Annotated in this window: 26 protein-coding genes and 1 pseudogene; 16 read left to right on the top strand and 11 right to left on the bottom strand. The window is 65.0% G+C overall.

Features of this window, described 5'->3' with window-relative positions:
• Nucleotides 1-7: 7 nt before the first annotated feature.
• On the top strand, nt 8-760 hold the full coding sequence (locus OHB26_RS12085) for an isocitrate lyase/PEP mutase family protein (RefSeq protein WP_330184264.1): 753 nt from the start codon (nt 8-10) through the stop codon (nt 758-760).
• Nucleotides 761-770: 10 nt separating this feature from the next.
• On the opposite strand, the gene OHB26_RS12080 is transcribed toward OHB26_RS12085, so the two are convergent.
• Together OHB26_RS12080 and OHB26_RS12075 are read right to left on the bottom strand one after the other, a co-directional pair.
• Nucleotides 771-1,802: a 3-oxoacyl-ACP synthase III family protein gene (locus tag OHB26_RS12080; RefSeq protein WP_330184263.1), complete on the bottom strand. Its 1,032-nt coding sequence runs from the start codon at nt 1,800-1,802 to the stop codon at nt 771-773.
• Nucleotides 1,799-3,643 carry a ThiF family adenylyltransferase gene (locus OHB26_RS12075; protein ID WP_330184262.1) on the bottom strand — a complete coding sequence of 615 codons (1,845 nt, stop codon included), beginning with the start codon at nt 3,641-3,643 and terminating at the stop codon, nt 1,799-1,801. The genes OHB26_RS12080 and OHB26_RS12075 overlap by 4 nt, the downstream gene beginning before the upstream one ends.
• Before the next feature lie 489 nt (nt 3,644-4,132).
• On the opposite strand from OHB26_RS12075, the gene OHB26_RS12070 reads away from it, so the two are divergent.
• The 4 genes and pseudogenes from OHB26_RS12070 to OHB26_RS12055 all read left to right on the top strand — a co-directional run bounded on the left by OHB26_RS12070 (nt 4,133) and on the right by OHB26_RS12055 (nt 5,367).
• The gene (locus OHB26_RS12070; RefSeq protein ID WP_330184261.1) at nt 4,133-4,414 is read left to right on the top strand and encodes a WXG100 family type VII secretion target; all 282 of its coding nucleotides are present in this window, start codon (nt 4,133-4,135) and stop codon (nt 4,412-4,414) included.
• Nucleotides 4,415-4,421: 7 nt separating this feature from the next.
• A pseudogene (locus OHB26_RS12065) lies at nt 4,422-4,607 on the top strand (hypothetical protein); the annotation flags it as partial.
• Between the two features lie 18 nt (nt 4,608-4,625).
• Nucleotides 4,626-4,982: a hypothetical protein gene (locus OHB26_RS12060; protein WP_330184260.1), complete on the top strand. Its 357-nt coding sequence runs from the start codon at nt 4,626-4,628 to the stop codon at nt 4,980-4,982.
• A gap of 34 nt (nt 4,983-5,016) precedes the next feature.
• Nucleotides 5,017-5,367, top strand: a complete 351-nt coding sequence (locus OHB26_RS12055) for a YbaB/EbfC family nucleoid-associated protein (protein ID WP_330184259.1) — start codon at nt 5,017-5,019, stop codon at nt 5,365-5,367.
• 104 nt (nt 5,368-5,471) lie between these two features.
• On the opposite strand, the gene OHB26_RS12050 is transcribed toward OHB26_RS12055, so the two are convergent.
• Nucleotides 5,472-6,638, bottom strand: coding sequence for a helix-turn-helix domain-containing protein (locus tag OHB26_RS12050; RefSeq protein ID WP_330184258.1), 1,167 nt, complete (start codon nt 6,636-6,638; stop codon nt 5,472-5,474).
• Nucleotides 6,639-6,771: 133 nt separating this feature from the next.
• Between OHB26_RS12050 and OHB26_RS12045 the strand changes: the two genes are divergently transcribed.
• Together OHB26_RS12045 and OHB26_RS12040 are read left to right on the top strand one after the other, a co-directional pair.
• Entirely contained in the window at nt 6,772-6,939 is a 168-nt protein-coding gene (locus tag OHB26_RS12045) for a hypothetical protein (protein ID WP_330184257.1), read from the top strand.
• A 2-nt stretch (nt 6,940-6,941) separates the two neighbouring features.
• Nucleotides 6,942-7,286, top strand: coding sequence for a hypothetical protein (locus OHB26_RS12040; RefSeq protein WP_330184256.1), 345 nt, complete (start codon nt 6,942-6,944; stop codon nt 7,284-7,286).
• Here the strand turns inward: OHB26_RS12040 and OHB26_RS12035 are convergent, their stop codons facing one another.
• From OHB26_RS12035 to OHB26_RS12020, 4 genes are all read right to left on the bottom strand, one after another.
• The gene (locus OHB26_RS12035) at nt 7,287-8,063 is read right to left on the bottom strand and encodes an HAD family hydrolase (RefSeq protein WP_330185604.1); all 777 of its coding nucleotides are present in this window, start codon (nt 8,061-8,063) and stop codon (nt 7,287-7,289) included.
• A 41-nt stretch (nt 8,064-8,104) separates the two neighbouring features.
• The gene (locus OHB26_RS12030; RefSeq protein WP_330184255.1) at nt 8,105-10,627 is read right to left on the bottom strand and encodes a phosphoribosyltransferase domain-containing protein; all 2,523 of its coding nucleotides are present in this window, start codon (nt 10,625-10,627) and stop codon (nt 8,105-8,107) included.
• Nucleotides 10,624-11,781, bottom strand: coding sequence for an HpcH/HpaI aldolase/citrate lyase family protein (locus OHB26_RS12025; RefSeq protein WP_330185603.1), 1,158 nt, complete (start codon nt 11,779-11,781; stop codon nt 10,624-10,626). The genes OHB26_RS12030 and OHB26_RS12025 overlap by 4 nt, the downstream gene beginning before the upstream one ends.
• A gap of 94 nt (nt 11,782-11,875) precedes the next feature.
• Nucleotides 11,876-13,021: a hypothetical protein gene (locus OHB26_RS12020; protein ID WP_330184254.1), complete on the bottom strand. Its 1,146-nt coding sequence runs from the start codon at nt 13,019-13,021 to the stop codon at nt 11,876-11,878.
• A 262-nt stretch (nt 13,022-13,283) separates the two neighbouring features.
• Between OHB26_RS12020 and OHB26_RS12015 the strand changes: the two genes are divergently transcribed.
• Nucleotides 13,284-13,859: a TerD family protein gene (locus tag OHB26_RS12015; protein ID WP_330184253.1), complete on the top strand. Its 576-nt coding sequence runs from the start codon at nt 13,284-13,286 to the stop codon at nt 13,857-13,859.
• Between the two features lie 105 nt (nt 13,860-13,964).
• Nucleotides 13,965-15,074, top strand: a complete 1,110-nt coding sequence (locus tag OHB26_RS12010; protein WP_330184252.1) for a DUF475 domain-containing protein — start codon at nt 13,965-13,967, stop codon at nt 15,072-15,074.
• A 70-nt stretch (nt 15,075-15,144) separates the two neighbouring features.
• On the opposite strand, the gene OHB26_RS12005 is transcribed toward OHB26_RS12010, so the two are convergent.
• Both OHB26_RS12005 and OHB26_RS12000 read right to left on the bottom strand, forming a co-directional pair.
• Nucleotides 15,145-16,107: a DUF389 domain-containing protein gene (locus OHB26_RS12005; RefSeq protein WP_330184251.1), complete on the bottom strand. Its 963-nt coding sequence runs from the start codon at nt 16,105-16,107 to the stop codon at nt 15,145-15,147.
• Between the two features lie 55 nt (nt 16,108-16,162).
• Nucleotides 16,163-17,092, bottom strand: coding sequence for a DMT family transporter (locus OHB26_RS12000; RefSeq protein ID WP_330184250.1), 930 nt, complete (start codon nt 17,090-17,092; stop codon nt 16,163-16,165).
• 80 nt (nt 17,093-17,172) lie between these two features.
• Here OHB26_RS12000 and OHB26_RS11995 point away from each other — a divergent pair, with 80 nt between their 5' ends.
• Complete coding sequence (locus OHB26_RS11995) at nt 17,173-17,724, top strand: CGNR zinc finger domain-containing protein (protein ID WP_330184249.1); 552 nt, start codon at nt 17,173-17,175, stop codon at nt 17,722-17,724.
• On the opposite strand, the gene OHB26_RS11990 is transcribed toward OHB26_RS11995, so the two are convergent.
• Entirely contained in the window at nt 17,721-19,040 is a 1,320-nt protein-coding gene (locus OHB26_RS11990; RefSeq protein WP_330185602.1) for a glycosyltransferase family 87 protein, read from the bottom strand. The genes OHB26_RS11995 and OHB26_RS11990 overlap by 4 nt on opposite strands.
• A gap of 254 nt (nt 19,041-19,294) precedes the next feature.
• Here OHB26_RS11990 and rpsF point away from each other — a divergent pair, with 254 nt between their 5' ends.
• The 6 genes from rpsF (at nt 19,295) to OHB26_RS11960 (ending at nt 23,547) form a co-directional block, all read left to right on the top strand.
• The gene (rpsF, locus tag OHB26_RS11985; protein ID WP_330185601.1) at nt 19,295-19,585 is read left to right on the top strand and encodes a 30S ribosomal protein S6; all 291 of its coding nucleotides are present in this window, start codon (nt 19,295-19,297) and stop codon (nt 19,583-19,585) included.
• Between the two features lie 106 nt (nt 19,586-19,691).
• Nucleotides 19,692-20,267, top strand: a complete 576-nt coding sequence (locus tag OHB26_RS11980) for a single-stranded DNA-binding protein (RefSeq protein WP_153803336.1) — start codon at nt 19,692-19,694, stop codon at nt 20,265-20,267.
• An 80-nt stretch (nt 20,268-20,347) separates the two neighbouring features.
• Complete coding sequence (gene rpsR / locus OHB26_RS11975) at nt 20,348-20,599, top strand: 30S ribosomal protein S18 (protein ID WP_067567655.1); 252 nt, start codon at nt 20,348-20,350, stop codon at nt 20,597-20,599.
• A 17-nt stretch (nt 20,600-20,616) separates the two neighbouring features.
• On the top strand, nt 20,617-21,072 hold the full coding sequence (rplI, locus tag OHB26_RS11970) for a 50S ribosomal protein L9 (RefSeq protein WP_067567657.1): 456 nt from the start codon (nt 20,617-20,619) through the stop codon (nt 21,070-21,072).
• Nucleotides 21,073-21,537: 465 nt separating this feature from the next.
• The gene (dnaB, locus tag OHB26_RS11965) at nt 21,538-22,932 is read left to right on the top strand and encodes a replicative DNA helicase (RefSeq protein ID WP_330184248.1); all 1,395 of its coding nucleotides are present in this window, start codon (nt 21,538-21,540) and stop codon (nt 22,930-22,932) included.
• Between the two features lie 84 nt (nt 22,933-23,016).
• A complete protein-coding gene (locus tag OHB26_RS11960; RefSeq protein WP_330184247.1) occupies nt 23,017-23,547 on the top strand; it encodes a hypothetical protein in 531 nt (176 codons plus the stop codon).
• Nucleotides 23,548-23,631: 84 nt separating this feature from the next.
• Here the strand turns inward: OHB26_RS11960 and OHB26_RS11955 are convergent, their stop codons facing one another.
• Nucleotides 23,632-25,350 (bottom strand): cutinase family protein, encoded by a 1,719-nt coding sequence (locus OHB26_RS11955; protein ID WP_442942919.1) that lies wholly within the window; start codon nt 25,348-25,350, stop codon nt 23,632-23,634.
• Between the last annotated feature and the right edge of the window lie 60 nt (nt 25,351-25,410).

Here is a 25,410-nt window from a genome sequence, read left to right as displayed (position 1 = left end):
TCGGGGTATGACGCTCACGGAGCAAGCCACTACATTTCTCGCGCTGCATCAGCCGGGTAATCCGGTGATTCTGCCTACTGTTTGGGATGCCTGGTCGGCGAAGCTGGTGCAGGACGCGGGGTTCGCGGCGATTACCGTCGGGAGCCATCCGCTGGCCAATTCGCTCGGTAAGCGGGACCAGGAGGGGATGACCTTCCCCGAGGTCACGGCTCGGATTCGGGAGATCACCGCGGCCGTGGATATTCCGGTGTCGGTGGATATCGAATCCGGGTACGCACAGAAGCCCGCCACCCTCATCGAGGGGCTGCTCGAGGCCGGGGCCGTCGGGCTCAATATCGAGGACACCGTGCACAGTGCGGGCGGGCGACTGCGGGAGCCGCAGGAGCATGCCGATCTGGTGGGTGAACTGCGCCGGGCCGCGGATGCCACCGGTGTGCACTTGGTGATCAACGCGCGCACCGATGTATTCCTGCGGCCCGATACCGGCACTCCGGCCGAGCGGCTCGACAGTGCGCTCGCACGGTTGAATCTCGCCGCGGCGGCCGGGGCCGATGTGCTGTACCCGGTGGGGCGGCATGAGCCCGACGTGCTGCGCCGCCTCACCGGTGAACTGCCCTTGCCGATCAACTCGATCGGGATTCCCGATCAGGGTGGACGCGCCTACTTCGCCGAATTGGGGGTTGCCCGAGTGAGTTTCGGCCCTTTCCTGCAGAACGCGCTCACCGCGTACGCCAACGGACTGTTCGACCCCTGGCGCTGAATCGATTCCGTCACGAGTGCCGGAAACACAGTGTGCCCCACTGGAATCCGGCACCGATCGCGGAGAGCAGATAGGTGTCGCCCGCGCCGACGCGATGCTCGGTGCGGGCCTGATGTAGTGCGGTGAAGACCCCGGCGGAGCCGGTATTGCCGAGCCGGTCGAGAGTGACCGGCGCGCGCTCCATCGGCACCCCGAGTTCGGCCATGGCCGCCTGAAGAATATTCAGGTTCGCCTGGTGCAGGAAGAAGTGGTCGATATCGGCCACGGTCAACCCGGCGCGGTCGACGGCGGTCCGAATACTGTGCGGGAGCGCCCTTGTCGCGGTCTCCCAGACCGCGCGGCCATCCATCCTCAGATAGTGCGTTCGATCCGCCACGGTGTTCACACTGGTCGGAAGGCGTGAACCACCCGCCGGAATCTCCACGTCATAGGAGAGTTTCGAGCCGAAATCCCAGGACAGCAGCCCCGCCCCGGCCGCGGCGCCGCGGGTCAGGACCACCGCTCCGGCGGCATCGCCGAAGAACACGCCGGTGGTCCGCTCCAGTGGATCGGTGACCCGGGACGCGCAGTCCGCGGCGATCACCAGCACCGCGCGCGCCGACACCTCCAGCAGATGAGCCGCGAGCAGAATCGCCTGCAGCCCATTGGCGCACGCCGCCTGGGTGACATCCAGCGGTAGTGCGCGCTCCGCGCCGAGCTGCTCCTTGACGATCAGCGCGGTGGACGGCAACGGCTGATCACCGGTATAGGACGCCACGATGACGGCATCGAGATCGGCGGCGGTGAGCCCGGCATCGAGCAGCGCCGGACGCCCCGCGGCCACGCACATATCCGACACCGCCTGATCCGGGGCCAGCCTGCGCCGTTCCCGAATTCCGGTGCGGCGCACTATCCATTCGTCGGTGGTATCGAGCGTCTCGGTCAGCTGACGGTTGGTGACCACCGTCTCCGGCAGATGAATTCCACTGCCCGCCACAGTGATCGGAAGGGTCAACCGGACATCGAGGGCGCAGTTACCGGCCGCCTCCTCCGGCCCGTTCACAGCGTCGCCGCGAAGGCCGCGGTATTGCGCTCGGGGGTGATCAGCTCGGCCAGGTCCACATAGAATCTGCCCGATTCGCAGGCTTCACCCAGCAGGATGCGCCGCGCGGCCTCGGTGACCAGGGCGCCGCCGAGCGCCACATCGGAGGCGAGCTGCGGCCAACTGCTCAGTGTGCGGCCGATTTCCGGGAACGCGGCGGCCAGCTGCGGACTGATCCGCTCCGCGTCGACCATGGCCAGAATGAGTTCGGCGCGCGCCGCGGCCGTCAGCCCCGCAAGCTCATCGGCGCGGGTATCGCCGAGCCGGCCGTGCAGCAGCGGTCGATCCGGCTCCAGATCGAATCGCTCGATATCGAGCATGCCGCGGTCATTGCAGTCCATCACCACCGGAATACCCACGGCGCGTGCGTATTCGCGGGCGGCGAGCTTGATATACGGGGTGTCGCACTCCTCCACGAGCAGATCGATCGGAGCTCCGTCGCCACCGAAGAACTGGTCCATGGTGGCGTCGGTGAGGCCCGCGGGCAGGATCTCGACCTCCAGATATGGGTCGATCTCATAGAGTTGGCGGGCGCAGAGCACCGCCTTGCCGACCCCGAGGTCATGTACGCCCGCTCGCAGCCGATTCATATTCGACAGGCTCAGCTCGTCGAAATCGGCGAGCCGGAAGGCACCACCTATCCCCTCCAGGGCGAGGGTGACCGCGGCGCTGCTGCCCACCGACAGCCCGATCACCCCGATGCGGCGGCCGAGCAGTCGGCGCTGCTCCGGGCGCTGGATCTTCTCTCGATTGCGATCGGTGCGCACCAGGCGGAACTCCTCGCGAGGCAGTACGTGCACCAGTCGCCCCGACCACGGATACCAGGCCCACGCGCCGTAGGACCAGGGCGCGGCACCGGCGAGCTGTTCGGTTACCTTGTCCGCCAACTCGATATCGGTGAATCGGCGGTGTGGTTCGCGGCTGCGGATCAGTTCGATCAGCTGGGTGTCGATGGTGTCGTGCAGCGAGGTGACCTGGCCGGATTCGAGCAGCGCGGTGAATGCCGCGCGGTCGTCGGCGTACCTGGGTTCGAACAGCACCGGACGCCAGCTGTCGATCGCACCGGCGCCGAGCGTGCGCAGCGCCCGTGGCTCGGGGTGGGATTCGGCCTGTTGGGAGATCCACGCGCCCCCGTCGGTGGCGACCAGCGCGGGGAAGTTCGCCGACCAGATGTCTACGAGATCGGCGTATTCCCCTGCGCCCCTGGCAGTCCGGTGCACCAGAATCACGACGTCCTCGGTGTATCGCTCGACGTACCGGCGGGTGCCCGGCACCGGCTCGAAGCCGAAGCGCCCGTGGAATCGATCCTGGCCGTCCTTCGTCCCGGAGGTCCCGATCATGATCTCGGCACCCAAATGGTGTGCCGCGCCGATGGCGACAGCGTTCAAATGCACACCCAAACCAAGTTTGCGGGATCGTTGCTCGACCACCAAACGACTATGCTCGAAGACCGCGTTCGGCTCGACCCCTTCGGCGCGGAGCACCCTGCGATATTCGTCGTCGCCGAGGAAGGCGCGCGACTGGAACAGCTCACCGGTCACCGGCGTGGAGAGCCTGATGTATCCCAGTGGCTCCCCGTCGGGATCTCGCCGAGCGACGAAATGCCATGCGCCGTAATCCAAGTCCTGATCGTCCCGATGCGACCCGTCGTCGGCGCGGAAGTCCGGCCGCCGACCGTGGTCATACAGGATTCGGGCGCGTAACTCACGCACCCGACCCACGAGCCCCTCATGGCCGGCGCCGTCGCGCGGCACATGGAAGGCCGAAATATGCCACTGTGCGGGAGCATTGGTGTCGTCCACGGAACCGTCCCGGGTCGTCCGAGGTCCACCGGAGAATGCCACGCAGAATTCCCTTCCGAGTGAATGATTTTGAGACCGTGTGGTACACGATCGGCTGCCGCAAAAGTTGAAGCTGAAAGCTGAATCGGCAAGTACCGAAGCGTGTTTGCTGGAGATTAGCAGCAGTCGATTTGGGTACCCCGGATTGGACGCGGCGCATCGGCGCGCGCCGAACTACGCGGTCTGATTAACCCCAACCCGACCCGCGACAGCCATGTGAATCCCGGCCAAAAATCCGCCGAAATGACCGAAAATAACCACCCCATGACCCGCGCCGAGACCTGGAACAGCCAATTGACGAGGGATAGGCGTTACGGGCAGGCTTTAGTCGGCCAATCCTGCTTGATTGGCTACCGCGCGAAGGCCGTAGGTGGCGCGACGCTGTTGAGCCGCCGTGGACGGGCACACGGGTTGGTGGTGCTGGGCAATGACTGGTGAGGGGGCTTGTTCGTGGTTCCCGAGGATGTGCAAGCGCTGGGCAAGTTCGCCCTCGATGTAGCGGAAACCTTACGTTCGGCACTGGAATCGACAGGGCGAGAAGTTGATTCGCTCAGTTGGACCGGTACCGCGGCTACCTCCTTCGGCACCGGCTGGAACGAATGCGCCGAAGGCGGCCACACGATCATCGATGCCCTGACCACCATGGCGGGCAAGCTCGGTGTCGCCGCCGAAACCTATACCGGCCACGACCTGCGGTCGGCGGACCGGTTCACGAGCTTGGATCTGCCATGAGTGACGAATACTCGGTGAACCTGACCGAGCTGGACGCGATCGTGACGCGGATGTCGAACCTCGCGAAATTCCTCGGCGGTTCACCGCCCTCGGTGGTGCGGTTGCCAAGCTGCGCGCCGACGGCTGGGACAGCGCGGGAGCCGCCGCATACGAGGAAGCGCATCGCCAATGGGCGACCGGGGCACAGGAATTCGCGCAGGGAGTCACCGATATGAGCGACGCCGCCCGCAACGCACACGGCCAGTACACCGCGGCGATCGGGGCGAATACCCAGATGTTCGGCGGCAGGCGACGCCGTGGTCAGCGTGAATCCGCAGACGTAGGACGATCATTAAAATGCTCGAAAGGTAGCGTAGAGATGAGTGAGAAGTTTGCAGGAAAGACCTTCTCGACACCGGAAGAGGCCGGCGTACAGCCGCCGAACGATGAAGAGATAGCTGCGGCGCTTCATCTTTTGGGCGAAGCCAGGAAGAAGCGGGACGCAGTGCGACCCGAAGAGCGCGTCGAGCTTGGTCACAAATTCTACGACGACACCAGTGGGACAGAATTCGATCCTGACCATCGTTGATGGCACATGTTCTCTGTACGACCAAAGGCTACCGATGATCACTGATCCAGACCACGCGGCCGCACGCCGCGAATATATTCAGAATGCGATCTCGCGGGTTCGAGGTCAGGCTCAGACGTCCGGTGGGGCGGTGGTCATTGAAGTCGATATGAATGGGACTATCACCGATCTCCACATCTCACAGTCCGCGATGTCCGTCGAGCCCGGTCGGCTCGCGAATGCCATATCGCAGTGCCACGAGACTGCCAGGTTGCGGGCTGAGGCCGAGGTTACGAGAGTGTTCGCGGAGCTGGTGGATTCGCCTGAGCGGGCGATTCCAAAAGTTGAGCCCAAATCGGAAGCGTGGGAAGAGCCCACTCCGGTCCGCATCACACATTCGATGTGATGTCGGGGAGTTGGGGCGGGTAGTCGATGGCTGCCTGAATCAGTCCTTGAGGCCCGCGAAGTTGGAGGGGGCGCGCAGGCAGTTGGAGGCTCGGCGCTGTTGCCTCAGTCGACCAAGCCCGCCTGATTGGCCAGTGCGCGAAGGCCGTAGGTGGCGCGGCGTTGTTGGGCCGCTGCGGTTTGGAGAGCGGTTTTGACGGTGGTGCTGGCGCGGAAGTGTTCCGGCGCAAGGGCATGCGCTTGGTGGAGTTCTTCGATAGCTTCGTCGGGATTTCGGTTCAGCAGGTAGGCGCGAGCCGCGTCGAGGTGGAAGTGTGTCTTTCGTTCGGCGGCCATATCGCCGGGAAGGACAGTGGATTTCGCGAGCTGCACAGCGCGGCCACCATGGCCTAGGTCGACGGCGGCGGCAATCGCATACAGACGCACATTGGCCGGGCCGACTGTCGTCTCGTAGACAACACGATTCCCGACGTTCTCGGCGACCCGGGCCGCTTCTTCGAGATGGTCCTGCGATCGGGAAGCATCGGCGAGTGTCGCCGAGACAGTTCCAGCCCGCATATGCAGGGCAGTCCATACTGCTGCGGCATCGCGATCGATTTCTACGAACGGCTCGATCTCGGCCATCGTGCGATCGAGTAACAACAGCGCTTGCTTACCGGCACCGATACGCGCAAGAGCGGCGGCACGCAGGTAGTTGGTGGTTGCGAGCAGCAGTTGATCGCCACTGCGAACCGCAGCCCACTCCATGCGATCCAGGGCTGTCATCGACAGATCCGAATAGCCGAGCTTGTGCGCCAAAGTGTTCGAGGCCCGATAGGTGTCGGCCAGGAGCGCATATGCGGGCTCGCCGTGCTCCCGTCCGGCAAGGAGCAGTTGTTCGACGAGATCCGGCAGCACCTGCCCGATCTTGCGGTACTTGGTATCGCGCCGCCACGTATTGAGCTGGACTACCTGGGCACGCAACGCCGATATCGGCTGCGGTTCGCCGTCCCACTCGAACAGGTCGACCGACGCCAGCGCGCGGCGAATGGTCGGCACCATTTCGTGCAGTTGCTCCGGACGGTCCTGTGGACCGGTCAGCACCGTGGTGTCCACTCCGAGAGCACCGGCGATCGCACCCAGCAACTGCGACGAAGCCGAGGCGTAGCCACCCTCGACCTTCGACACCATGCTCACGCTGCTGCCGGCGCGTTTCGCCAGCGCGACCTGAGTCATTCCGCGCTGCTTACGAATTCGCGCGACGCGAGCACCGACCCGTTCCTGCTCCTGCATGGACTCGACGCTACCGCCATCACGCCCTCGGCGGGAACAAGAATTGAAAGTTCATTGAAAGTTCGGACGACCCGCTGTGCGTAGCGTCACAGGTGGATCGATGTTGGGGACTTCGAGGTTCGGGAGGCATCTGATGGAAATCGTGCTCACCATGCTGTTCATCGCGGCGACGCTGCTCGTTACGGGGCATCCGTTGCGGGGTGGGGCGCATGCCGCGCGGCGCGTGCGGGGGCTACCGGTGGCGGAGATTCAGGCTCGGCTCATGCGAGAGCGTGGCGCTGTGCCGGTTCGGGGGTGGTGAGGATGTTGGAGATTCCCACTTCCATCGGGTATTTGCGGAGTGATGTCTCGGGAGTGCGACAGTCCTGGGATGAGATCCGGTTGCGGAGTACGGCCGCGCGACTGGGTTACACGCTGGCGAAAACCATTGTGTTCGGGCCGTATACCGATGATCCGGTGCAGCGGCTGATCGATGTGGTGTGGTCGGTGGATGCCGAGGCGGTGATCGTTCCGAGCCTCGACCATCTGGGCGGGGAGGTTCCGGCGACGCTACTGGCAGTGGCCGATACCATCACCGTCGATCCTCAGGAAACCTTCTCCCGCTGGATCATTCCGCCCGGACCGGCTACCGATACCAGGGTTCGATAGTCATTCGAGCGCGTCGGCGAACCAGTCCAGGATCTCCTCGCCGGCGCGGATGCCGGAGGTCGCGGTGACCGTGAGATTCGGGTGGGCCCAGGCGAGTTCTTCCAATTCGCCGTGGCGGGGGCGGATGGCGAGATCGGCCGCGCGCAGCATCTCGGCGTCGAGTGCGCCGTCACCGGCCGCGAGCAGTCGGGCGGAACCGTCCAGGTCGCCCGAATACTCCAGGCGGTGACGGACTTCCGCCACCGTGCGACTCTTACAGACCGCGTTCGGCATGGTGTAGATCTTGCGACCCTGCTGGGACGCGGACCAGCCGCGCGGGCGGCACCAGGCATCCCATTCGGCGAGAAAATCCGCGGGTAAGGCTGCCAGGTCGACCACCAGGTAGCAGAACAGCTCATCGGCGACCCGGTACTTCAGCACGAAGGAATCGTCTGTGCGCGAATGCAATTCCGCGCTGATCTCGGCTAGCGAGGCACTGGAGGCACGGACGTCGCGGTCGAGTGCCTCGCGCCAGCGGGTATCGGGGTGACCATTGTCGAGAATATTGCCGCCATTGGTGGTCACGGCGTATCGCCACGGCGCGCCCGGTAGCTGAATCCGGTTGAACTGCTCGATGGTTCGGGTGGTGGTGGGGATGACCGCCGCCACCTCGGCGAGCGCCTTCAAACGGTCCGCCGCTCTCGCGGTCATATACGACAGCGGTTCGCCGTCCAGGTGTTCCACGCACACCGTCGACAGGTCGGGCACCGTGCCGAAGGCATTGCGGGAGTAGATCATCGTGCGATCGAGATCGGTGGCGATCAAGGTTCGGAAGCCGGTCACCCCTCGCTCACATCCTTGATCAGGCCCATGCACGCGTACGCGAGGTCGGGGACGACCTCGACCGGCACGTCCCGCGCCGCCGCGAGCATCCGAATGTGCGCATGCTCGGGTGCGTCGGCGTCGCGCACCAGTACCCGCCAGGGCAGCCGTCGCAATAACACCCGGGTCGTCTCTCCCACACCGGGTTTCACGAAATTGACGCTGGAGATCCCGTACTCGGCGCGCACCTTCTCGACCGAGGCCCAGCCCGCCCAGTCGGGCGTCCGGTCAGAGCGCCGGATCGCATCCACCTGCGCGGCAATCCAGGGCCGCACGGTATCGAACTGGGCGCTGACCGCATCCACCAGGCGCGCCGAGACATCCTCGCCCGCCAGTTCCCGATAGAACTTCGCACCGTGGAAATCATGCGGACCGATCAGGTCGTCATTGAGCACCGTCCGCGAAACCAGCCCGGAGACAGTTGAATTCAGGCAGGCGGAGGCAATGAGGAAGTCGTCACGAGTGCCGAAGGTGCGAACACAACTGCCCGGATCTGCGAGCACCACCAATTCGTCGTTGAACCGCGCGCCTCCGGCAGCATGGTAGGCGTCGAGGGCTTCGCTGAGTTCGCGGGTGATCGCACCCTTCCCGGTCCAACCGTCGACGAATACGATGCTCGCCGGATCATGATGCCGCGCAAGGTAATCCAGTGCGACCGAATCGATGCCCCGGTCCCTGACAATCGACACCGCGTAGTGCGGAACCTCGAGACCCCGGGTCCGCATCCACCGGCGCATAAGAACCCCGACAGGCGTGCCGGCCCGAGCCAGCGACACCAGCACGATGTTCTCGCCACGCTCGGCGACCACCAATTCCGAGACGGTCGCCACCGCCGAGGCCAGTCGCTCCGCGCTCTCGGCGAGCACCTTGTCGAAGAGCTCCCGGTACGCGGCATCGGGCTGATACTCCACCGGCAGCGACTCGGCGTAGTGTGCTACTCCGGATTGAATGCGCCGTTCCCGTTCGGCCACATCGGCTTCCAGATCCACTGCGGATAGATCTTTCAACAGCCACGCCACCTCGTCCGGGGCATACGAGCCGAACTCCGGGCCGCGCAGCGGCGACGGATGCGCGGACGCGACGGCACCGGATTCGATCGTCGGCACTGTGTTCGAACCGCCGACACCGGCGGCTGTGCGCACGGCCGCCAGCCGTCGCGGGTCAGCACCCCGCAGTACCGCGGCCACCACGTCGGCTCCCGAGGCGGTCAGCACATCGAGCAATCCGCCCGCGTCGGCGAGCCGATCGGTGTCGGCGGGTTCATCGGCGATCACCAGGAGAATCGGCTCGGCCGCACCCGGCTCCGGCCAGTGCGCGTTGTACAGATAGCGCGATGATTCCTCACCGGATTCCGGTGCGAGGAAACGGAATCCGCGTCGCAACGGATACCCGGGCTCATCCAGCACATACGCGGGTGACCGGGTGGTCGTCTGATACCGGGTCGGTATACCGCCGTCGGCGAGGGCCGCCGCCAACCGCAGGGGCAGATACATGAACTCCTCGTGCGCGAGCACCACGACCGGACGGCCGAGCGGGCCGTCGGCCGACCCCGCGTCGGTTTCCCATGCCAGGGCGCGCAGTTCATCGCGGAGGGTTGTCGCGGCGGCGGCGACGGCGGCTTCGAACTCGGCGACATCGGAGTTCAGAATGCCGTGCCGCCCGCCTTCGGGGACGGTCTCCGGCCAGGGCAGCGCCATCCGAGCCACGCGTCCGCGCCGCGACGCGACCGGATTGAGCTGCGGATCAGGCAGTGCGGCAACGGAATCGACCAGGTCGACCGGAAGTAAAGTTTCGCCGGAAGCGAGGCAGACGGTATCGATGCGGACGCCCAGGTCACGCGCGGCGGCATCGAATGCGCTGCGATCGGCGGTGGTTCGCATGTCCACCAGCGACGCCAGCACATAGTGGGGGCGCGGATTGAAGGCGTGCAGCGCCCGAATGGCGTCCAGAGCGGTTGCGCCGGTGGATATTTCGTCGTCCACGAGAACCATCGGCAGCTTGTTGCGGAAGATTCCGGCGGGCGCGGGTTGCAGCATGTGCGAGGTGGCGTGCGAATGGCCCTCCTCGAATCCGGTGAGCACCTCGGCGGTGGGCACGGTGCGGCGCGTCGAGTGCAGGTAGCACTGTGCCTGGATGCGGGCGGCCACACAGTGGCCGAGTCCCGTTGCGGTTTCCGCGAATCCGAGCACGATGACGGGGCCATCGATCCGCTCGCGCACCAGATCCCCCAGATGATTTCCGGCCTCGATCACGCGATGCGGATCGGTCGGCAGGTGCTTACCCAGCACGGTGGAGACCAGCAGATGCCCGCGCCGCGGATTGCGCCGCAGCCCCGGCTCGATGAGTTCGGCGATCCGCCACTCGCCGGGCAGGGCGTACGAGTTCCCGTGCCGGAGGCCGAGACCGAGTTCGCGGGTGGCCCAAGGCGCGACGGTCAAGACGCCCTCGGCGGCCACGGTGCCGTCAGAACCCGAGCTCACGATGCCACCAGCACTTTCAATAGATCCACGAAGGAGACGCCCTTATTGGTGACTCCGAAAACTCTTGCGCGCAGGATGGTTTGGCGCGCCCAGCTGCGATGCGGCTTCATCTCGTTCATCTTGTTGCGGTACTCCGAGGCCGCGACGCCGCCGGAGTCCTCGCGCAGGATGTCCAGGGCGTCGGAGTACTCCTCGTGGGTGACCACCGACAGTGCGTGCACCACCGCGACGTGCGAGGGGTGGATGACCGTCTTGCCCTGAATTCCGTTGGCGCGATCCAGGGTTATCTCGCGCAGCAGTCCGTCCAGGTCCCGGCTGACCAGGTACTGCCGGAACGGCACCGCGTCCGCCTCGGAGAAGGGTGAGGTGCGCAGCTGCGGGCGGAACATGCGCTCGTGGTCGGCGAAGTACTCCCAGACCGGTCCGGTGATGGTGAATCCCGTTCCGTCCGTGCGCCCCAGGTAGTTCACGATATCGGCGATCACATCGGCGACCACGCGCACGTCGTAGATGGTCAGATCGCGATCGCGCCGAATTCCGAAGGTGGAGCACATATCCGTGGCCCCGATGCGTACCGCGAGCACGCTGTCACGGCGGGCGGTGAGCAGCTCCTGGATGCGGTGCAACTCCAGATCGCGGGTCTGCCGGTGTACCAGCGCGGGTGATTCCAGCACCGGCATGCCGAAGACCTTGCGCCCCAGCGCCTTCGATGCCGCGTCGAGAGCGTCGAGGTACTTCGCGCCGGTGGTGCTGTCGAATTTGGGGAAGACGAATCCGGTGAGCGCCCGCGCCCCCGGTCCGATCGCGGACACGATCTCGCCGACGGTCTCGGGGTCGCGCACCCGTACGAACAGCAGTGGATACGCGGCGACCCCGCTGCCGAGTTCGTCCAAGGTCCGGGCGGCCTGCTTCTTTCCGAACTCCAGGTCGTGGTCGGCGACGGCGTCCTCGAGGTCGATGACCATGGAGCAGGCCCCGCGCGCGGCGCGCCGCTGAATGGTGGCGGTGAGGTCGGCGCGGGTGGCGGGCACGTACAGCGTCGCGCCCAGGGCCATCGAGAGCAGATCGCGGTCGTTGGAGTCGCCGAAGGGTTCGGGCAGACGGTGGCAGAGCAGTCGCAGTTCCGGCCCGGGTACCTGCGGGAAGTGGCGCATGGGGAAGCGCTTGTGCAGGGATACGGGGGCGACTTCCGGATAGGTGCTGATAATCGCGGTCATCGTCCCCCGTGCCTCCTACTGTTCGGTCGGTTTATCTATCGGTACTTCGCATGCGTTCGACAACACCCGCTATGAACGCCGAGACGGCATCCAGTTCGGAGATATACGCCCAATAGTCCGGATGCGGGCCGGTGAGCCCGGCGACCACCCGATCCAGGCGTTCGGACTGGGCATCCAGTACCGAACCCCACTGCGGGACGAGACCGTTGTTCACCGCCAGCATCTGCGCATCCCGCAGTTTGAACCGGACGGTCTTGGCCTTCTCCTGTGGCTTCTCACGGACCTCGCGCAACAGTGCCAGACGGTCGGTGACGGCGTCGGCCTGCTCCTCCGCGGAGGCGAGGTGCCCGCGGGCGGATGTGGTCAATTCAAGCGTTTGCTCCGGGTCGTTGTTCTGCAATGCGGCCCGGGCCCGGGACAGATCCGCGGCTGCGGCGTCGATGGCTCGGTGGGCTTGCCGCTCATTGTTCGCCAAATCCGCCGAACTCGCAGCGTTGAACTCTCGGAGCAGGGAAGACAGCGCGGGCGCGAGTCGCTCGGTGCGATGCTGGGCCGCCGCCAGCCGGGTACCCGCGGAGGCCAGTGCGGTGGTCGCCGAATGCTGTTTGCCCGGTGCGTCTTCCAGTGCCCTTGACAGTGTGCGGGAGCGATTCTCCAACTCCGTCGCGGCCTCGCGGGTGGCACCGACACCGGCGCCGATGGCGGCCTCCAGTGTGACGAGACCCTCATCGACCGCGGCCTTGGACAGCAGCACCGACGGATACCCGGAGAAGGGTGAGTCGTCCGCGGCCTGCCGCACCCGCTGCGCCGCCGACCGCACCTGCGCCACCAGTTGTGGCACCGACCCGTACACCGCGACCGCATGCTCGAGGTGGCCCTGATTGCCGCGATAGAACTCGTCCACCCCGCGTGCGGCATCGGCGAGTTTGCGTATCTGCCCGTCGATCTCGGCCTGCGGAATCGATCCGCCGTCCCGTTCGGCCTGGTCGAGGCGCTCGTTCAAGGCCAGGTAGGAGCCCGCCGCGTCATAGCAGCGGGCGCGCACCCGATCCCACTGCGCGGCCATACCGCGCTCGGGAAATACCTGCGCGGAGGCCGCGACGGCATTCTCGGCAATGCTCTGCCGGGTGTCCATGTCCAGGAAGGCGGCGGTCAGCGCCGTCCGGGCCTGCTGCACCCATGCTGTGTCCCGGGGGGACCGGAACCATCCGCGTCTACGGCCTGCCACGCCCCGATGTTAGGTGCCCGTTCACACCCGCGGCGACTGCGACGATGAACCGGGTGACATGTCGCGTGACAGGCTGGTGCCCGGGGATGTCCTCGGTTTGTTCATGCACAAGCCTCGGGAAAGCTACTAGGGTCGTACCTGCGGACCCGGCAATTCGGACATGCCGCGCTACAAGAACGTTTGAACGCTTTCCAACGGAAGGGATTCCCGCATGGGTGTCAGTTTGTCCAAGGGCGGCAATGTTTCGCTGACGAAGCAGGCCCCGAACCTCACCGCCGTGTCGGTCGGCCTCGGCTGGGACGTGCGGACGACCACCGGGACCGACTTCGACCTGGACGCGAGCGCGATCGCCACCGGCGGCGACAAGAAGGTTGTTTCGGACAAGCACTTCGTCTTCTTCAACAACCTGACCTCGCCCGAAGGCTCCATCGTGCACACCGGCGACAACCTCACCGGTGAAGGCGAAGGCGACGACGAGATAATCAATGTCGATCTCGCGGCCACCCCGCCCAGCATCGAGTCCATCTTCTTCCCGGTCTCGATCTACGAGGCGGATCAGCGCGGCCAGAGCTTCGGCCAGGTCCGCAATGCCTACATTCGCGTGGTCGACCGCGCCAACGGCGCCGAGCTGGCCCGCTACGACCTCACCGAGGACGCCTCCACCGAGACCGCCATGGTCTTCGGCGAGCTGTACCGCAATGGCGCCGAGTGGAAGTTCCGGGCCATCGGCCAGGGCTACGCGTCCGGTCTGTCCGGTATCGCCCGCGACTACGGCGTCAACGTCTAATCGAAAAGTTCGACGCGCCAGGGGGGCTCGGGAGCACGGGTCCCTCCTCGTGCGAGCCTTACCCGATCCGGAACTGATACCGGCACTACGAAAGGCCCCCTAGCGGTGCGTATTTTCGGCCTCTCCATCATCGTCTCGGTGCTCGCTCTCATAGCGGCATTCGTGTACGGCGGTCCGACAGCGCTGGCACTGTGCGCCATCCTGGGCATCCTCGAGGTGTCGCTGTCGTTCGACAACGCCGTCATCAATGCCAGTGTCCTGCAACGGATGAGCGAGTTCTGGCAGAAGATCTTCCTTACCGTCGGCGTGGTCATCGCCGTCTTCGGTATGCGCCTGGTCTTCCCGCTCGCCATCGTCTGGATCACCGCGGGCCTGGACCCCAAGCGCGCCTTCGACCTGGCGATGAACCCGCCCGCGGACGGCGCCCTCACCTTCCCCGACGGCAGCGCCTCCTACGAGAAGCTGCTCACCGACGCGCATCCGCAGATCGCCGCCTTCGGTGGCGCGTTCCTGCTGCTGCTGTTCCTGAACTTCATCCTCGAAGAGCATGAGATCACCTGGCTCGGCTGGCTCGAGCGGCCGCTGGCCAAGCTCGGCAAGCTGGACATGCTCTCGGTCGTGCTCACCCTGGTCGCCATCGTCATCGCCGCCGAGGTCATCGCGGACTCCGATGATCGTGGCACCGTACTGGTTTCGGGCGTACTGGGCGTGATCACGTACATCCTGGTCGACGGCCTCGGCTCGATGTTCCACACCGAAGAACTCGAAGAGGGCGGTGAATCCGGGCCCAGCGGGGTGGTCAAGGCCACCGGCAAGGCGGCCTTCTTCCTGTTCCTGTACCTGGAAGTGCTCGACGCCTCGTTCTCCTTCGACGGTGTCATCGGCGCGTTCGCCATCACCTCGGACCCGATTCTGATCGCCCTGGGCCTGGGCCTGATCGGCGCCATGTTCGTCCGCTCCATCACCGTGTTCCTGGTCCGCAAGGGCACGCTCTCGGAGTACGTGTACCTGGAGCACGGCGCGCACTGGGCCATCGGCGCACTGGCGATCATCCTGCTGATCTCGATCGGCGTGCACGTCAACGAGGTCGTCACCGGCCTGGTGGGTGTGGCCTTCATCGGTGCCGCGTTCATCACCAGCATCATTCGCAATCGGAGGCTCGACGATGACGAGTCCAAAAGCGTGAGCAGTGAGGAACCGACCCCGGTCCGCTGAACCGCGTAACCCGATTACCGCGCCCGTCATGCGAATTCGCGTGGCGGGCGCGGTTCGTTGTCCGACGCGCTCAGAGCATGCGGCGAGTGCGCACCATGAACTTGGCGCGCCGCACCGACATACGCGACCACAGCACCTGCTGCACCGCCAGGGTCACCCAGCCCGCGAGCGCCATTCCGGCGACGTTCCCCAGCAGCTGCGCCACGCTGCCCCAAATGGTGGAACCGTTACCGAAGGCCACACCCAAGGCGATATTGCCGGCGGCGGGCACGGTGGTCACCGAGATGAAAACCCCGGCCATACCAACCGATTTCGCCGACGTGATGGACAGCACCCCGGCGGCCGCCGCCACCACCGCGACAATGAACGACCACTTGTCCGGGGTGTAGATGAAATGCGTACTCGGGCGGGGGCCGATCACATTGTCGAGGGTGATCCAGCCCAGCCCGCGCGCCGCCAGCGCCAGCACGATGGTGACGCCGATGGCCACCGCGAACCCGGCGAACAAGGTGCGAATCGCCAACTGCAACAGCACGAATCGCCGACGCACCAGCGCCACCCCGAGTGCCGCGATCGCACCGAACTCGGGACCGAGCACCATCGCGCCGATCACCAGGATCTGCGAATCCAGCACAATGGCGATACTCGCGATAATGGTCGCGAGCGTCATGAAACTCAGGTAGGTCCAATTGAGTTCGGTCTCCTCATAGGACCGCTGCGTCACCTCCGCCCACACCACGGCGTCGGCGCTGCTGCCCGGCGTGCGTACCTCCGCGTCGAAACCGCTGCGCGAGAGCCAGGTCTGCACCTCTTCGATCTCGATACTGCCCTCGCGATGCACCTTGAGCGCGCGCAGCCGGTTGACCACGTCATTGGCGGCCTCACGGGCCACCTGGGCGGTGACCACATCCCCGGCCGGACGCACGGCCGCGCCCCGGAACACGGCCAGACCGGTGACGGCCTCATCGCATTCCAGGGCGCCGAGTACGTCCTCGGTCATGGTGGCGGGAGCCATAATCCGCAGGTGCAGCATGCGGGACAGTCTGCCGTGCGGTTGCCCGAACCGCCCCTTCCCGACACGAAATCGGTCAGGCGCGAGCGAGTTCGGGCCGATCGACCGCGAGGTCCGGGACCTGGGGCTCCGCTGCCGGGGCGGCCGGGGTTTTGCGGGAGGCCAGCACCATGCCGAGAATTCCGACGGCGAGTCCGGCGATTGTCATGGGATGCAGGGGTTGTGCGATGAACAGCCATGCCAGCAGTGCGGTCGTGACGGGGGTGGCGAAGAAGAGTTTGCCGACGCGGGTGGCGTCCCAGCGGCGCAGCATGGCGTTCAGCAGCAGGAACGCGCCCATGGAGTTGACCAGCACCATCCAGGTGAGCGCGGTCGCGAAGCGGCCGGGATCGCTGATGTGGAAGTTGCCGCTGAGCAGCACGAGCAATCCGGCGAAGGGGGCGCTGACCAGTTGATGCACCGCGGTCGCCGCGCGAGAGTCCACGGTGGGGGTGAACTTCTTCTGGTAGACGGTGCCCAGGCTCAGGCCGAGCAGGCCGATGACGCACAGCAGCAGGCCCAGCCAGGAGAAGTTGGATTGATCGCTGACCGCGAAAGCCACACCCAGGCCGCCGATTCCGAAGCCGACCCATTGGCGCTTGGTGATGTGTTCACCGAGCACACCCGAGAACAGCGCTATGACAACGGGATTCAAGCCCTGCATCAGGGAGATCACGGCGGCGGAGACATGTTCGCCCATGGCCGTGTAGAACGCGCCGAACTGCACGATCTGCATGAGCAGACCGGCGATCATGACATGCCGCAGCTGCCCGCCGCGCGGCCACACCGCGTGCACCGCGAGGCCGTACAGCACCAGCAGGGGCCCGGCGATGGCGTAGCGGCCGAGCAGCACCACCATGGGCGGGGCCGCGCCGACACCGATGATTCCGACGATGAACGCACTGCTCCACATCAGTACGAATACGGGTTGCGCGACCCCGTTCATGAGCCGGTTCTGCATCGTCATCTCCCGTCGAGTAACCCCTTAAGACGGTTATTACCCTGCGCCTCGTCGACGTAACCTGTCAAGGGGGTTACGGTGAAGGCATGTTCACCTTCGTCAGCGGCAATCTGGCATTGGACTTCATCGGCACCGTGAAGTCCCGGCGAGACCGATTCGAGGACACCCTCGAAACCCCCGCCGACCTCGACGCCTGGGCGATAGAGGCGAACCTGCTCGATACCGCGCCGCATACCGATGCCACCGAACTGGAACGCTCCACCCGATTGCGCGAGGCCACCTGGCGCATGGCCCTGGCCGTCATCGCCGGCGAGACCATCGCCGCCGCCGATCGACGGCTCGTCAACGAAATCGCCCTCGGCGCACTGCCCGGTGTCGAACTCACCGCCGACGGGGACGTACAGCGCAGCGGCACAGGCGAATCCGTACTCGCCGCCATCGCGCGCTCGGCCATCGAACTGATCGGCGGAGCGGATCGGAATCGGGTCCGGGAATGCGGACGCGAGGATTGCACCCGGCTCTACGTGGACACTTCGCGCGCGGGCTCACGCCGCTGGTGCGATATGACGATCTGTGGAAACCGGGCCAAGAGCGCGGCATTTCGCGCCCGCAATACCGAAAGCGACGCAGCGCATTAGAGCGCCGAATACGCCAATACCGGTGCGCGATCCGGCCCGAACTCGTCCGCCGCGCTCACCCGGACGCGCGGCTTGGCCCGAATGAACAGGAAGAAGAACACCAACAGCAGCGCCGCCCGGCCCCACACACCGAACTGCACCACATTCTCGGCCAGCTCCACCGAGTGCCCGGAGCCCAACGCGTAGAAGTATCGGAACACCCCGATCCCGATGGCGGCATCGGCCAGCAGATACACCCCGATCAGCGACCAGCGCACTCGCAGCAGCACCAGGAACGGGATCAGCCACAGCGTGTACTGCGGTGAATGCACCTTGTGGAACAACAGGAATCCGCAGAGCATGGCGCCGCTCACGCCGATCCACGGATACAAACCGGTGACCGCGAAGCGCCGCCAGCCCAGCCAGGCCGCCAGCGCGAAGGCCGTCAGGATCAGCAGCGGCGAGGCCACCGACACCACATCCTGGAAGGCGGCCTCATCGGCGGCGGTCTTGCCGAAGATCGGGCGCAGACCCCAGTACCAGATCGAATTGGTGGTGATATCGGCCTGCCGCAACTGCTGGAAGGTGATCGATGCCCGCCAGCCCTCATACCCTGCCAGCGCGAACGGCAGATTGACCAGCACCACCGTGCCGATCGCCGTCGCGGCGACCGCGATCGCGCCCCGCACATCGAAGGGGCGCGGTGAACGCGCGTCCACACCGGGCTCGGATTCGCCGACCAGCACGTGTAAGAGCAAGGGCAGCACGAAGATTCCGGGATACAGCTTCAGGCAGAAACCGATACCCAGCAGCACCGCGGCGGCAATAGCGCGGGCGCGCAACGAGTATCGGGTCATGGTGGTCACGATGTACGCCGCGCCGACCGCCGCGCACACCACCGGCAACTCCCAGTTGTGGAAGGCGTAGAGGATCAGCGGCGGTCCGGCCGCCCACAACAGGGCGGCGCGACCGCCCATGCGGCCCAACATGTATGCGGTCAGCAGCGCGAACGGGGCCAGCAGCAGCGCCGAGTGCAGCAGGAACGCCGCGTCATCGTGCGCGCCGATCGCGCCCAGCCACATGAAAAGCCCACTCAGCACCGGATATTCGACCGCGCCCCCGGTGAGCGCGCCGTCGGGGGTGATACCGCCGCTCAGGTACGGGAAGACATGCTCATTGATATCGCGGCCCAACCACAGGAATTGGATATCCGAATAGCAGACCGTCGAATCCTTCACGGAATCGAAGATGGTGCTGCGCCCGTTGTCGTCGAAGGGCGCGCCCGCGCAGCGCGCCTTGTTGAAGTAGGCCATCAATAGTGTGACCGCGCACACCATTACGGAGACGAACCCGAACGACGACCACACCGAGCCCGCACGACGGTCGGCGACCGGCTCACTGGCGACGGGTCGGTTCAGCATGGCCCCAACCATAGGGCCCGCACCCGGGTCGCGGCCCGTCAAACCCGGGGACCGAGCCGATTTCGCAGCTCACAACCGGTTCATGTAGCCTTGGCGGGTTGCTGACGCAACGAACCCTCCTGCCACGGATCGTCCGTGGCCGTTTAAGCCCATAGGAGGTGATGAGGTCCGTGCGTCATTATGAAGTGATGGTTATCCTCGATCCGAGTCTGGACGAGCGCACCGTTGGCCCGAACCTGAACACCATGCTCGGCGTGGTTGGTTCAGAAGGCGGCAAGGTCGACAACGTCGACATCTGGGGCAAGCGTCGTCTCGCCTACGAGATCGCCAAGCAGGCCGAAGGCATCTACGCGGTCGTCAAGCTGACCGCCGAGTCGGCGACTGTCAGCGAACTCGATCGCCAGCTGGGACTGAACGAGTCGGTGCTGCGCACCAAGGTGCTGCGCCTCGGCAAGAAGTAGGTCCTGCCCTCCCGCATGTGCGCTCACAATGCGTCGGTCTGTGTCTCTAGGCTGAGCGCAACAGGCGAGTGCACTGCGGACTGCACCGGATAGCAGGAGGAATCTCATGGCAGCAGGCGACACGGTCATCACCGTCATCGGTAACTTGACGGCTGACCCCGAGCTTCGATTCACGCCCGCGGGAGCGGCCGTCGCGAACTTCACGGTCGCGTCGACTCCCCGTGTGTTCGACCGTAATACCAATGAATGGAAAGACGGCGAAGCGCTTTTCCTGCGCTGCAACATCTGGCGAGAAGCTGCGGAGAATGTTGCCGAGAGCCTGACCCGTGGATCTCGGGTGATCGTGAGCGGACGACTGAAGCAGCGCTCCTATGAAACCCGCGAGGGTGAGAAGCGCACGGTCGTCGAGCTCGAGGTCGAAGAGGTCGGTCCGTCCCTGAAGTACGCGACCGCGAAGATCAACAAAACCACCCGTGGCGGTGGTGGCGGCGGCTTCGCAGGTGGCGGCGGCGCTCCCCAGGGGGGCGGCGGTCAGGGCGGCGGCGGAGGTTTCTCCGGCGGTGGCAGTGGCAGTGGCGGAGGTCGTGGCGGCCAGAGTGCCGGCGACGACCCGTGGGGCAGTGCGCCCGCGGCCGGCTCCTTCGGGGGCGGGCAGCAGATGGACGATGAACCGCCGTTCTAGGCGGTACGCCTAATCCGGCTCGGCCGGAACGGCTTTCGCAGGGAGCCTGAGAGCTCCCCCAGGATTACGGAGTAAAACCCATGGCCAAAGCACCGGCACGCGAGAAGGTGCTGAAGAAGAAGGCTTGTGCTTTCTGCAAGGAAGCCAAGACCGGCACCGTCAATATCGACTACAAGGACACCGCGCTGCTGCGCAAGTACGTGTCCGATCGCGGCAAGATCCGCGCGCGCCGGGTGACCGGCAACTGCGTGCAGCATCAGCGCGATGTGGCCGTTGCCGTCAAGAACTCCCGTGAGGTCGCACTGCTGCCTTACGTGTCCACGGCTCGCTGAGAAGGGAAGACACAGCAATGAAGTTGATTCTGACTGCTGATGTGGATCACCTCGGTGCGCCCGGCGACACCGTGGAGGTCAAGGACGGTTACGGCCGTAACTTCCTGCTGCCCCGCGGCTTGGCGATTGTCGCCACCCGCGGTGCCGAGAAGCAGGTTGCCGGCATCCGTCGTGCCCAGGACGCGCGCAAGGTGCGCGATCTGGATCACGCCAACGAGCTGAAGCAGGCCCTCGAGGGTCTGACCGGCGTGGCGCTGTCCGTCAAGACCGCGGGCACCGGCAAGCTCTTCGGTTCGGTCACCGCCGCCGATATCGCCTCGGCCATCAAGGCCGCCGGTGGTCCGGTCGTCGACAAGCGCAGCATCGAGCTGCCGAAGGCTCACATCAAGAGCACCGGCAAGCACAGCGTCGTGGTGCACCTGCACCCCGATGTGGCTGCCAAGTTCGACCTGCAGGTCAACGCCGCCGAATAATTCGGCGCGAAAGCGGAGGCCGCCTTCGCACTCACGGGTGCGAGGGCGGTCTCCGATTTCATTTTGCTATGAGCGATTTGCCAGGTTGTGGATGGTTGAGCAAACCAACCGCTCTCTTTGTGTAGCAGGTCACAGGTTGGTGAAATACTGTTCACCGAACACGCCCGAAGGTGGACGGACGGCGACACGCCGGAGCAATTCGATCCACAGTCGCCAACATTGAGAAGTAGGCCACTACCTGGGCGTTGAGCATCTAATCCGACTGTTGTCCCCAACCTATCCACAGGGGGTGCACAACGGTTGGTGAACAACACCCACTTTATCCACAGGTGTATTCACAGCTCGGTTTGTCGGTGCCTGTCCGGTCGCCTAGGTTCACAGCGTGGCAGACCGAATCTGTCGGTGTGCAGGCGTAGAACGGTGAGGGATTCCGCTTCCGGGCCGCAGGAGAGAGGACGGGTCGAGATGGCAGTCATCGACGATCGCGGCCACGACGACAACGGATCCTCCGAGTACCGCGAAGCCCCCGGTGAGGATTTCGGCCGCCAGCCTCCGCACGATATGGCCGCCGAACAATCGGTGCTGGGCGGCATGCTCCTGTCCAAGGACGCCATCGCCGACGTCATCGAGGTCATTCGCCCCGGCGACTTCTACCGCCCCGCCCACCAGGCCGTCTACGACGCCATCCTGGACCTCTACGGCCGCGGTGAACCCGCCGACCCCGTAACCGTCTCCGCCGCGCTGGATCGCAAAGGCGAACTCAAGCGCATCGGCGGCCCCCCGTACCTGGTCACCCTGACCCAAACGGTCCCCACCGCCGCCAATGCCGGCTACTACGCCGAGATCGTCGCGGAGAAGTCCGTCCTGCGCCGCCTGGTCGAAGCCGGCACCCGCATCGTCCAATACGGCTATGCCGGCGCCGACGGCCAAGACGTAGCCGAGGTAGTCGACCGCGCCCAAGCCGAACTCTACGACGTCACCGAACGCCGCTCGAGCGAAGACTTCCTCCCCCTGGAGGATTTGCTCCAGCCCACAATGGACGAAATCGACTCCATCGCGAGCCGCGGCGGCATTTCCCTGGGCGTCCCCACCGGTTTCACCGAATTGGACGAACTGACCAACGGCCTGCACGCCGGACAGATGATTATCGTCGCGGCGAGGCCCGGTGTCGGGAAATCGACCCTGGGAATGGATTTCATGCGCAGCTGCTCGATCAAGCACGGCATGGCGAGCGTCATCTTCTCCCTGGAAATGAGCCGCACCGAAATCGTCATGCGCCTCCTATCTGCCGAAGCGAAAATCAAACTCGGTGATATGCGCTCCGGCCGTATGAGCGATGATGATTGGACCCGCCTGGCTCGCCGAATGAGCGAGATCAGCGAGGCCCCACTATTCGTTGACGACTCCCCGAACCTCACCATGATGGAGATCCGCGCCAAGGCCCGCCGCCTCAAACAGCGCCACGACCTGCGCCTCATCGTCGTCGACTACCTCCAGCTGATGAGCTCCGGCAAAAAGGTGGAATCCCGCCAGCAGGAAGTCTCGGATTTCTCCCGAAGCCTGAAACTGATGGCCAAGGAATTGGAAGTCCCGGTTATTGCTATTAGTCAGTTGAACCGTGGTCCAGAACAGCGAACTGATAAGCGACCGATGGTTTCCGATCTTCGCGAATCGGGCAGCCTCGAACAAGATGCGGACATGGTTATCTTGCTCCATCGACCCGATGCGTTCGAAAGAGATGACCCTCGCGGAGGCGAAGCCGACCTCATTGTCGGTAAACATCGAAATGGCCCCACAGCCACCATCACAGTGGCGCACCAATTGCATCTCAGCCGCTTTGTCGATATGGCCCGAGGCTGATCGCTAACACGTTCGATTCTAGACATAACCCCCTCTGCGATGCGCGTTACTGGCATCAATTTTTATTACACAAAGGGGGTTTAGATGGAATTGGCACGTTTCTTCCAAACGGTAAAATTGTCCACTTCGGCGCGAATACTGCGCGCCGACATCGGCAGTGAATCTACACTCACGGGACTTGCGAGAAACGGTACGAAGCCACTCATCTGGTCACTCGACGGACGGATGCGTATGGCTGTGCGACGAATGGCGACGGTGACTCCAGCGGGTCGCGCAGAGGGATACCGTATTCGGCTCGCCTCCGGCCGTGAGCTGGAAGCGACCGGCGACCAGCCCTTCCTCACCGTCGACGGTTGGATTCCTCTGGCTCGCTTGGCCGTTGATGATCGTTTGGGGATTCCACGAAAAGACCCGACGCCCGTTCACGCGGATCACATGCCGGACGCCGAAGTCATTCTGCTCGCGCACATGATCGGTGACGGGTCCTGTGTGAGGAAACAACCGATCCGCTACGCGAGTATCGACGAGGAGAATCTCGTCGCGGTGACAGCGGCGGCGGCTCACTTCGGTATCACCCCTATTCGCGACAACTATCCGGCAGCCCGGGTCATCTGATGCGGTGACGGACCGAGTCTGAACAGGGAGCGGGGCAGGTGATGAGTTCACCTGCCCCGCATCGTGTTTGGTCGAGCTGGTCGGTCAGTGGCCGCCGGTGGTGGTTGTTGTCACCGGTGGGGTGGTGGTTGTCGTGGTGGTGGGTGCCACGGTGGTCGGCACCGTTGTGGTGGGCGCCGTTGTGGTCGGGGCTACGGCGGCTGCCGGGTCGGTGGTTACCGGTGCGACGGTGGTCGGGACCGTGGTGGTCGGGGCCGTCGTTGTCGGAGCCGTCGTTGTCGGAGCCGTGGTGGTGGTGCCCGAGGTGGTGGGGGCGGTGGTTGTGGTACCCGAGGTCTTCGACGTGGTGGTGGTCGAGGAGGGGGTGGCGGTGGTGCTGCCGGTGGCGACGCCGGTTTCGGGCTTGGCGGCCTTGTAGGCGGCGGCGAGGTCTGCCGGTTCGGGCTTGGCGTTGGTGGTTACCGGTTCACCCTTTTGGGCTTGCTGGGCCAAGTGGGTGAGCCAGGCTGCGGCGTATTCAGCTGAGGTCAGAGGCTTTCCGTTGGACTGGTCGGCGTCTTTCCAGTAGTCGAAGTGGTGGCCGGTGTGGTCGGGGCCCAGGGTCTGCTGGTACGGGTCGCTGAGGATGACGGGGATCGTGTTGGTGTTGGTCACGATCAGGCCGACGATCTCGTTGAAGACCTTCTGCGGCAGGTAGGCCAGGGGGGACATGTCGTTGGTGGCGACGTTGTCGGCGGCGGCCACGGGTGCGGCGGAGGCCTGGCCGGGCTTGTAGCCGGGGGCGGAGACCTTCAGCAGGACCTGGAGGAAGGTTTCGTTGCTCTTCATCCAGTTGGGATTGGAGCCGATGTACTGGAAGGCGTTGAGGGCGATGTCACCGAGTTTTACGGCCACGTCCTGACCCGTTGCGGGAGTGAGCCCTTCGTTCTGCAGAGCATCGACATTGATCTGCCGACCGACGTTGATGGCCAACTGCAGCAGCGAAATGTTCTGCGGCGCAGAGCAGGTGAGGTCGCCGTCGGAGCAGAAGGAGGCGATCTTGCCGTTCAGCTTGCCGAAATCGCCGCCGGTATCGGGGAGTGCGCCCTGCCCGCCCGCGGTCTTGCCACCGAAGTTGGTGTCGAAGTTGTCCGGATGGTTGGGGTCCTGGGCGCCGATGAAGGTGCCGTCGCCCGCCTTGCGGCCCGGGTCGGCGAGGATGACGACGCCGAGAACCTTGTCCGGGTCGATATCGGTCTGCGAGTTGCCGATCTGCATGGCGACGCGGCGGACCACGTCCGAGCCCTCGCTGTAACCGACGATGGAGTACTTGGTGTTCGGGCACACCGAGGAGATCTCGCGCATCACCCGCTCGGTATTGGCGACACCGGCGGTGACGGCGGCCTCCTCCGAGTTCAGGTTGGCCGGGTACGCGATGTAGATGGCCGCGTTCGAGTCGGAGCCGACGGCGTTGCTGCCCGCGTTCACCACCGGATCGAGCCATTCGCTCTTGTGGTCACCGGACAACGCGGCGGGTAGTTCGTTGCCGTTGGCGTCGACCAGCATGGCCGTGGTTCCCGAGACCGGCGTGTCATTGCGACCGGCGACCGAGATGGTCACCATGTCGTGGCAGTCGGTGACCGATGAGGTGAGCTGTGTTTCCGTGGTGCGCGGCGATGAGGTGATGCCCCAGGAGGCCGCGACGGCTACGACAAGTCCCAGCGTGGCGAGTGCCGCCACGGGTATCGCGGTGCGGCGATTCTTATTGAGGTAAGACCAAATGCGCGCAAAGAAGGTACGAAGAGCCAATGTCCCGGTTCCCATTCCCATTCCGATGGATGGACAGGCCCCCCGACGGGCCGTGATTCTCCAGGGACGTCGGAA

Source organism: Nocardia sp. NBC_01503 (assembly GCF_036327755.1).
Lineage (GTDB): Bacteria > Actinomycetota > Actinomycetes > Mycobacteriales > Mycobacteriaceae > Nocardia.
This window is presented reverse-complemented; position numbering and strand designations above follow the sequence as displayed.

Excerpts from the sequence above, each read along its gene's own strand:
- OHB26_RS12085 (WP_330184264.1), top strand. The coding sequence starts at position 8 with ATGACGCTCACGGAGCAAGCCACTACATTTCTCGCGCTGCATCAGCCG.
- OHB26_RS12060 (WP_330184260.1), top strand. The coding sequence starts at position 4,626 with ATGAGCGACGCCGCCCGCAACGCACACGGCCAGTACACCGCGGCGATC.
- OHB26_RS12055 (WP_330184259.1), top strand. The coding sequence starts at position 5,017 with ATGATCACTGATCCAGACCACGCGGCCGCACGCCGCGAATATATTCAG.
- OHB26_RS12050 (WP_330184258.1), bottom strand. The coding sequence starts at position 6,638 with ATGCAGGAGCAGGAACGGGTCGGTGCTCGCGTCGCGCGAATTCGTAAG.
- OHB26_RS12045 (WP_330184257.1), top strand. The coding sequence starts at position 6,772 with ATGGAAATCGTGCTCACCATGCTGTTCATCGCGGCGACGCTGCTCGTT.
- OHB26_RS12040 (WP_330184256.1), top strand. The coding sequence starts at position 6,942 with ATGTTGGAGATTCCCACTTCCATCGGGTATTTGCGGAGTGATGTCTCG.
- OHB26_RS12035 (WP_330185604.1), bottom strand. The coding sequence starts at position 8,063 with ATGATCTACTCCCGCAATGCCTTCGGCACGGTGCCCGACCTGTCGACG.
- OHB26_RS12025 (WP_330185603.1), bottom strand. The coding sequence starts at position 11,781 with ATGCGCCACTTCCCGCAGGTACCCGGGCCGGAACTGCGACTGCTCTGC.
- OHB26_RS12015 (WP_330184253.1), top strand. The coding sequence starts at position 13,284 with ATGGGTGTCAGTTTGTCCAAGGGCGGCAATGTTTCGCTGACGAAGCAG.
- OHB26_RS12005 (WP_330184251.1), bottom strand. The coding sequence starts at position 16,107 with ATGCTGCACCTGCGGATTATGGCTCCCGCCACCATGACCGAGGACGTA.
- OHB26_RS12000 (WP_330184250.1), bottom strand. The coding sequence starts at position 17,092 with ATGACGATGCAGAACCGGCTCATGAACGGGGTCGCGCAACCCGTATTC.
- OHB26_RS11995 (WP_330184249.1), top strand. The coding sequence starts at position 17,173 with ATGTTCACCTTCGTCAGCGGCAATCTGGCATTGGACTTCATCGGCACC.
- OHB26_RS11990 (WP_330185602.1), bottom strand. The coding sequence starts at position 19,040 with ATGGTGTGCGCGGTCACACTATTGATGGCCTACTTCAACAAGGCGCGC.
- OHB26_RS11980 (WP_153803336.1), top strand. The coding sequence starts at position 19,692 with ATGGCAGCAGGCGACACGGTCATCACCGTCATCGGTAACTTGACGGCT.
- rpsR (WP_067567655.1), top strand. The coding sequence starts at position 20,348 with ATGGCCAAAGCACCGGCACGCGAGAAGGTGCTGAAGAAGAAGGCTTGT.
- rplI (WP_067567657.1), top strand. The coding sequence starts at position 20,617 with ATGAAGTTGATTCTGACTGCTGATGTGGATCACCTCGGTGCGCCCGGC.
- dnaB (WP_330184248.1), top strand. The coding sequence starts at position 21,538 with ATGGCAGTCATCGACGATCGCGGCCACGACGACAACGGATCCTCCGAG.
- OHB26_RS11960 (WP_330184247.1), top strand. The coding sequence starts at position 23,017 with ATGGAATTGGCACGTTTCTTCCAAACGGTAAAATTGTCCACTTCGGCG.
- OHB26_RS11955 (WP_442942919.1), bottom strand. The coding sequence starts at position 25,350 with ATGGGAACCGGGACATTGGCTCTTCGTACCTTCTTTGCGCGCATTTGG.